At 72.1% G+C, this 6,691-nt stretch carries 7 protein-coding genes and 1 pseudogene; 2 read left to right on the top strand and 6 right to left on the bottom strand.

Annotated elements, in window-relative coordinates; genetic code table 11:
- Positions 1 to 356, bottom strand: a pseudogene (locus ACWCP2_RS06045) (fasciclin domain-containing protein); the annotation flags it as partial.
- 134 nt (positions 357 to 490) lie between these two features.
- Positions 491 to 2,080 carry a molybdopterin-dependent oxidoreductase gene (locus tag ACWCP2_RS06040; protein ID WP_450907361.1) on the bottom strand — a complete coding sequence of 530 codons (1,590 nt, stop codon included), beginning with the start codon at positions 2,078 to 2,080 and terminating at the stop codon, positions 491 to 493.
- A 278-nt stretch (positions 2,081 to 2,358) separates the two neighbouring features.
- On the opposite strand from ACWCP2_RS06040, the gene sigK reads away from it, so the two are divergent.
- Positions 2,359 to 2,943, top strand: a complete 585-nt coding sequence (gene sigK, locus ACWCP2_RS06035) for an ECF RNA polymerase sigma factor SigK (protein WP_450907360.1) — start codon at positions 2,359 to 2,361, stop codon at positions 2,941 to 2,943.
- Positions 2,940 to 3,686: an anti-sigma factor gene (locus ACWCP2_RS06030; RefSeq protein WP_450907359.1), complete on the top strand. Its 747-nt coding sequence runs from the start codon at positions 2,940 to 2,942 to the stop codon at positions 3,684 to 3,686. The genes sigK and ACWCP2_RS06030 overlap by 4 nt, the downstream gene beginning before the upstream one ends.
- A 157-nt stretch (positions 3,687 to 3,843) precedes the next feature.
- Here the strand turns inward: ACWCP2_RS06030 and ACWCP2_RS06025 are convergent, their stop codons facing one another.
- The 4 genes from ACWCP2_RS06025 to ACWCP2_RS06010 all read right to left on the bottom strand — a co-directional run bounded on the left by ACWCP2_RS06025 (position 3,844) and on the right by ACWCP2_RS06010 (position 6,335).
- Positions 3,844 to 4,281, bottom strand: coding sequence for a DoxX family protein (locus tag ACWCP2_RS06025; RefSeq protein ID WP_450907358.1), 438 nt, complete (start codon positions 4,279 to 4,281; stop codon positions 3,844 to 3,846).
- Between the two features lie 15 nt (positions 4,282 to 4,296).
- A complete protein-coding gene (locus ACWCP2_RS06020) occupies positions 4,297 to 4,692 on the bottom strand; it encodes a cupredoxin domain-containing protein (protein ID WP_450907357.1) in 396 nt (131 codons plus the stop codon).
- A gap of 198 nt (positions 4,693 to 4,890) precedes the next feature.
- Positions 4,891 to 5,676 (bottom strand): ferritin-like domain-containing protein, encoded by a 786-nt coding sequence (locus ACWCP2_RS06015; protein WP_450907356.1) that lies wholly within the window; start codon positions 5,674 to 5,676, stop codon positions 4,891 to 4,893.
- Positions 5,673 to 6,335, bottom strand: a complete 663-nt coding sequence (locus ACWCP2_RS06010) for a ferritin-like domain-containing protein (protein ID WP_450907355.1) — start codon at positions 6,333 to 6,335, stop codon at positions 5,673 to 5,675. Before ACWCP2_RS06010 ends, ACWCP2_RS06015 begins: the two co-directional genes overlap by 4 nt.
- Positions 6,336 to 6,691: the final 356 nt, after the last annotated feature.

The following is a 6,691-nucleotide window of genomic DNA, read 5'->3' as shown; positions in this document are numbered from 1 at the left end:
CCCTTGGCGTTGTTGAGGGTGTCGACGAGTCCGGCCTGCTTGACGGCGGTGACCAGGGTGGAGAGGGCCGGGTTGTTGGAGGCGGCGGTGGCGACGGGGTCCTTGGCCATGCCGTCGAAGGAGCCGGCGCCGTCGGTCGGAACGCCGGCACAGGCCGGGCCGAACGGCTTGTCCATCGCCATCGAAGCGTCCGGTGTCGCGGGCTGCGAGGCCGCGGGCGCTTCGCTGCTCTTGTCCGCGGAGGATCCGGACGCGGAGTCATTGCCGGAGTCGGAGCAGGCGGAGAGGGCGAAGGGAAGGACGGCCGCAGCGGCGACGGCGAGAGCGGTACGACGGAAACGGAGCGTGCTGGACATGAGGTATCTCCTAGGGGTGTTCGAACGCTGAGGAAGGGCTGGGAAGGGCTGGGAAGGGCTGAGAAAGGGCTGAGGAAGGAAGGAATGGTCCGGGGCGGCGCCCGCCGCACACGGCGGCGGCGCCGGGAGCGAGGTCAGCCCGCGGTGACGAAGACGCTGTGCCAGCCGCTGGCACCGTCGGGGATGGTCCGGGTGCGTTCCTCGGTCTGGACCTGGCCGTTGCCGTCGGTGGCGCGAACCGTGAGGTTGTGGCCGCCCGGAGTCGGCTTCCAGGGGTAGGACCACTGGCGCCAGGTGTCCTTGCTCGCCTGCGGTGCGAGGTCGGCGTCCCGCCAGGGCCCGTCGTCGACCCGTACCTCGACGCGCTGGATGCCGCGGTGCTGGGCCCAGGCGACTCCGGCGACGGTCACCACGTCGCCCGTCGGCCGCCCGAAGGGCTTGGGGGTGTCGATGCGGGCCTGCGTCTTGATCGGTGCCTTGCGGGCCCACTTGCGCTTGACCCAGTACGGGTCGTAGGAGTCGAAGGTGGTGAGCTCGAGCTCCTTGATCCACTTGCAGGCGGACACGTAGCCGTACAGGCCGGGGACCAGCATCCGTACGGGGAAGCCGTGGTCGAAGGGGAGCGGTTCGCCGTTCATGCCGACGGCCAGGATCGCGTCGCGGCCGTCCATCACGTCCTCGACCGGCGAGCCCAGGGTCATGCCGTCCACGGACCGGGCGATGAGTTGGTCGGCCTTGCCGCCCCGGGAGGGCGGCTTGACGCCGCACTCGCGCAGCAGGTCGTCCAGTCGTACGCCGAGCCAGCGCGCGTGACCGATGTACGGGCCGCCGACCTCGTTGGAGACGCAGGTCAAGGTGATGTCGCGCTCGATGAGCGGACGCTCCAGCAGTTCCTGGAAGGTGTACGTGCGGGGACGGGTGACACCGGTGCCGCGGATGCGCAGCCGCCAGGTGTCGGCATCGACCTTGGGGACGACCAGGGCGGTGTCCACCCGGTAGAAGTCCTTGTTGGGGGTGGTGAAGGGGCTGATCCCCTCGGCCTTCAGCTGTACCCCGGCCGGCAGTGCGGGTGCGGCGGAGGCGGGTGCGGGCAGCTTGACCGCGGCCCTCGACGCCGAGGCGCCCTGGCCGCTCCGGCCGATCAGGGCCCGGCCAGCCGCGCCCGCCGCGGTGGCGGCCACGGCGGTGGCGGAGGCCGCGACGAGGAAGCCCCGCCGGGACCAGCCGGCCTGCCCCTCCTCCTGCGTACCGGTCGGTGCCACCCCGCGGGTGAGCTTTCCGGCCAGGACGTACAGGACCGCAGCGCCGGCCAGTGCTCCGGCGACCGAGGGCAGGGCGTCCAGCACCCCTTCCGTGTCCGGCCGGGTGAGGGCCGCGGCCGCACCGATCACTCCGAACAGCAGAACCCCCGCCGCACCGGAACGCCGGTAGCGCAGGGAGACGATCCCCAGAACGATGCCGAGGAGGCTGAGCGTGGCCAGGATGCCGAGCTGGAGAACGAGCTTGTCGTTCTCCCCGAACGTGCGGATGGCGAAGTCCTTGACCGCGGCCGGTGTCCGGTCGATTGCAGCGCCCCCGACGGCGGTCACCGGTCCGGCCTGCGGCCGCACCAGCGATGCCGAGAGCTCGGCCACCGCCAGCGCTGTGTAGCCGGCCAGCAGGCCGGACACGGCGCCCAGCGTGCCGCGGGTCAGGGACTTGCGGAAGTTGCTCACACCCCCCATTCGCCGCACACCGTCCGGCGGATTGGTCGGTTCGTATCATCGACCTGGAATCCGGAGACATCTGATGAAGACAGGGGTGCGGTGTTGCCGCTCAGGGCAATCCGCACATATGGCCGCTCCGAAGAAGCGGTAAGACAGCTGAGCACCAGGACCGGCTCCCGGGAGCCGGTCTTTCTCGCGCCGAAAGAGCTGTTGATGACATCCACGCACCACCACCGGCGAATCCACCGGACAACCGCTCCGCGCCAAGGCGCAGCACGGCAGGGGACGGCACGCCGATGACACAGCCCCGCCACGCCCGCCCTCACGGCACGGACGGAGCCCGGCTGCAGGAGGTGATGGAGAAGGTCGGGCAGGGCGACAAGGACGCCTTCTCCGTCCTCTACGAGGCCGCCGCCCCCGCCGTGTTCGGGGTCGTCGTCAAAGTCGTCCGGGACCGGGCGCAGTCCGAGGAGGTGGTGCAGGAAGTGATGATCGACGTGTGGCGTCAAGCCACCCGCTACCACCCCGAGCAGGGCGCCGTCATGACCTGGGTCGCGACCATCGCCCACCGCCGGGCCGTGGACCGCGTCCGCTCCGCCCAGGCCTCCGCCGACCGGGAACACGCCACCGGCGTACGGGATCAGGTGCGGCCCTACGACGAAGTCGCGGAGCAGGTCGAGGCCCGGCTGGAGGGCGAACGAGTACGCCGCTGCCTGGAGGGCCTGACCGAGATCCAGCGCAAGGCGGTGACCTTGGCCTACTACGGGGGACTGACCTACCGCGAGGTCGCGGAAGAGCTGCGTTCCCCGCTCGGAACCATCAAGACCCGGATGCGCGACGGACTGATCCGGCTGCGCGACTGCATGGGGGTGACCACATGAGACACGAAACGGACCTGCACACCCTCACCGGCGCGTACGCGCTCGACGCGCTCACCGGCGAGGAACTCCGTACCTTCACCGCACACCTCGGACACTGCGAAAGCTGCCGGCAGGAGGTGCGGGAGTTCCAGGCCGCGGCGGCACGCCTGGCCTCGCCCGCGCCCCTGCCCGTACCCGCCTCCACGAGGCAGGAGGTCCTGCGCCGCATCGAGGGCGTCCGGCAGCTGCCTCCGCTCACCCGGTCCGTCGCGCCGCCCCGGAGGACCGCCTTCCTCGGACGCAGGGCCGCGGCCTTCGCCATGGCGGCCAGCATCACCGCGGTGGCAGGCTTCGGAGGCCTCGCCCTCCAGCAGCACCAGGAGACGGAACGAGCCCGGGCGCAGGCCCAGTCCGCCGGCCGGCAGGTGCAAGCGCTGGCCGCCGTCATCACGTCCCCCGACGCCCGTACCGTCCACGGGCGCACCAGCACCGGCGCGGCCGCATCCGTGGTCACCTCCGCCCGCCTGAACCAGGCCGCCTTCCTTACCGCGGGGCTCCCGGCCGCGCCGGCGGGGCGGACCTACCAATTGTGGTTCGACGACCACGGGACCATGCGACCCGCCGGCTTCCTCCCCGGTGACGGCGCCGTCCTCATGCAGGGCGATCCCGGTCAGGCCCTCGCCGTGGGCCTGACCCTCGAACCCGCCGGCGGATCCGCCCGGCCCACGACGAGCCCGCTGATCCTGCTCACCCTCGCCGCCTGACCGGCGGATGACGCAGCGCCTCGAGACCCGCAGGCCGGCAGGGTGCGGCATGGGGTGGTGGGACGCACCACGGGTGCGCCCCACCACCCCATGCCGCGGTACGGACGGCCCGCGTACGAGAGGACCACCCCGACGGCGCCGTGGTCCGCCGGCCGGGCTACGCGCCGGTCGGCCCGGGCAGGGGCAGCTTCGCCGTCCGCGCGGCGGTGACGTGGCGCATTGCCCCGGGGAGGGAGAGCGCGCCGGGTGTGAGGACGGCGAGGGTGAGGAAGGCCCAGCAGTACAGGGCGGCGCTCTCGCCGTCGTTCTGCAGGGGGAGCAGGCCGTGGGGCTGGTGCTCGGTGAAGTAGGCGTACGCCATCGTGCCCGAGCACAGCAGTGCGGTCGGGCCGGTGAGCAGGCCGGCGGCGACGAGGGCTCCGCCGCCGAGTTCGACGAGGCCGGCCCACCAGTAGGGCCACAGCCCCGCCGGCACCCGGGCGCCGTCGGCGAACCCGAAGAGCTTGGCGGCGCCGTGGCAGGCGAAGAGGAACCCGGTGACGATCCGGAAGAGCCCCAGCAGGCGCTCGTCGTGGGAACGGGAGAGGGGAGACATGGCCATTTCCTGCGGTCAGCGGACGGTGAGGGTGCCGGACATGAACTGGTGGATGTCGCAGATGTAGGAGTACGTGCCACGGGTGCGGGGAGCGGTGAAGGTGGCGCTGCGACCTGCCTTGATCCTTCCGGTGTCGAAGGTGGCGCGGCCGGTGCCGGTGACGGTGTGCGGGGCGGTGTCCCTGTTGACCACGGTGACGACGGTCCCGGGCGCGACGGCGAGGGAGGCCGGGCTGAACCCGAAGTCCTTGATCACGATCCGGGCGGTCGGCGCGGCCTGGACAGGTGCCGACTGGGCGCTGGCGGGTGCCAGGAACGTCCCGGCGAGGGCGAGTGCGGCGCAGGCGGCCCGGACCGCGACGGAACGGAGTGCGACGGGGAGCGTGACCTGGACGGAGCTGTGTTTGGGCATGGCGAATCGGCCCTTCGGGTGGGGGTGTCGGGAGAGGAGGGGAGGAGCCGGACAGGCCGCGTACGTCGAGGCGTACGCGGCCTGTCCGCGAGCGGGCGCCGCGACCGGGCGGTAGCGGCCGTCGGAGGGCGACCGGCCGGAGCGACCGAAGGTGGCCGAGGGCGGCCGAGAGCGGGCGCGGCCCCGGGGACGGCCCGGTCAGACGGTCAGGAGCGTGGGCTTGGCGGCCCGGTCCGTCTCGAGGAAGGCGTCGGGCACGGGGTACTCGCCGAGGACGAAGTGGAGGATCGCGGCGTGCATGGCCTCGACGGGGGCGATGCTCGCGGCGGTGCGGATCCCGGCGGGGCTGGTGACGTGACCGGCGGCGAACAGATAGGTCTGCGCCGCCTGGTCCTCCAGGGCCAGCGCCAGGCGGGCGACCGCGCCGACGTCCTTGGCCTGGCCCAGTGCCTTGAGGGTGGCGGGCTGGTTCGACAGCGGCACCCCCGTGATCGCGGGCTTGCCGGCGCCGGTCAGGACCGCGTTCCACGCCTTGGCGTGCGCGGCGTGCTGCTCCATGGCGGTCTTCGCGAAGGTGCCCACGGCCGGCGGCACCTTGCCGAGCCTGCCCGCTGCCGCGGCCTTCAGGGCCGCACCGTAGGCACCCACGGCCTGGTTCTCCAGCGCCGCCGCCAGGGCCACGACCTTCAAGTCCCCCTGGTAGGGACTGGGAGCGGCAGCCGCAGAGGACCCCGGGGCGGTGGCGTACGCCTTCGCACCCATTCCGCCCGCCAGCGCGAACGCCGCGGCCGCGGCCGCGATGCCCGCACCGGCGAGGAACCGCCGCCGGTCCGCGCCGGCGGCCCTGATCTCCTCGACGAGCTCGGTCGCGCCGGCCTGCATGGCGGGCAGCGTGTCGAGGTGTGCTTCCTCCATGTCCTTGGTCAGGAGGCTCAGTTCGCGTTCGCCGATGCCGAGCTCCCAGCCCTTCTTCGCGGTGCTCACTTGACGGCTCCTTCGGCGATCGGGGAAGCGTTCTTGACGGGGTAGAAGCCCTCGGGGAAACCGACCGGCCCGGCCGCGGCGGGCAGCGCCGCGACCTTCGTGGGCAGGGCGATCAGCTCCGGCTTTCCGGCACCCAGCAGGGCCCGTACGGCCAGCAGGACCGCCCGGTGCTGCGCCTCGACCGGTGCGATCGACGCGAACAGCGAGCGCAGCCGCGCATCGCGAACGTCCCCGGTGTACTTGGTGTAGGTCTGCGCGGCGACGTCCTCCAGGGTGATCGCCAGCGCCACGACATCGGCCGGCCCCTTGATCCCGGGCAGGGCCTTCTTCACGATCGCCGCGTACCTCGCGTTCGGCGCCGTCTGCGCCTTCCCGCCGGCCTGGGTCGCCGCCGCGTTGAACGCCCGCGCGTGCGCACTGTGCTGGCTGATGGTGGTGGCGATGAAGGCCGCCACCGTCTTGTTGCCGTGCTTGATGAACGGCAGGCCGGCCGCCTGCTGGTAGACGCCGACCGCGAGGTTCTCCAGCGAGGCCGCCGTCTGCAACGCCATGACGTCCTCCCGCGACACCCGGGCCCCGACCTCGCCCAGCGCGGAACCGGTCATGCGCATCGCGGTGCTGTTCAGATCCTGCGACTTCTCGGTCAGCTGTCCCAGCAACCTGGAATCGATACGGCTCGCGCCCATCACGCCCCATCTCTCGTCCCATATCCGCGCAGACGTTGATCGCCGGCGCATCCACGGCAGGTTCGCGGCGGCGGGCGATCTGGATGGCTCAATTCACCCGATCGGGGAAGTACCTAAGATCATGTGACGAAGTGGGGCATTCGACAATGAGGGGTGCGAGGGGCAGCCGTAAGGATTCTGGTGCGTGTCACGAGCCGGATGAGGGCGCGCGATGCGCGATGTTCTCCTGAAAACAGGCACGCCTGTTCCGCCTGCACTGCACGGAGGTGTCCTGCGTGGACGCGAGCGACGGCCCGAGCGGCCGCCCCGACGGCCCGAGCGGCAGGCCG

It is taken from the genome of Streptomyces sp. NPDC002104 (assembly GCF_053593795.1).
This window is presented reverse-complemented; position numbering and strand designations above follow the sequence as displayed.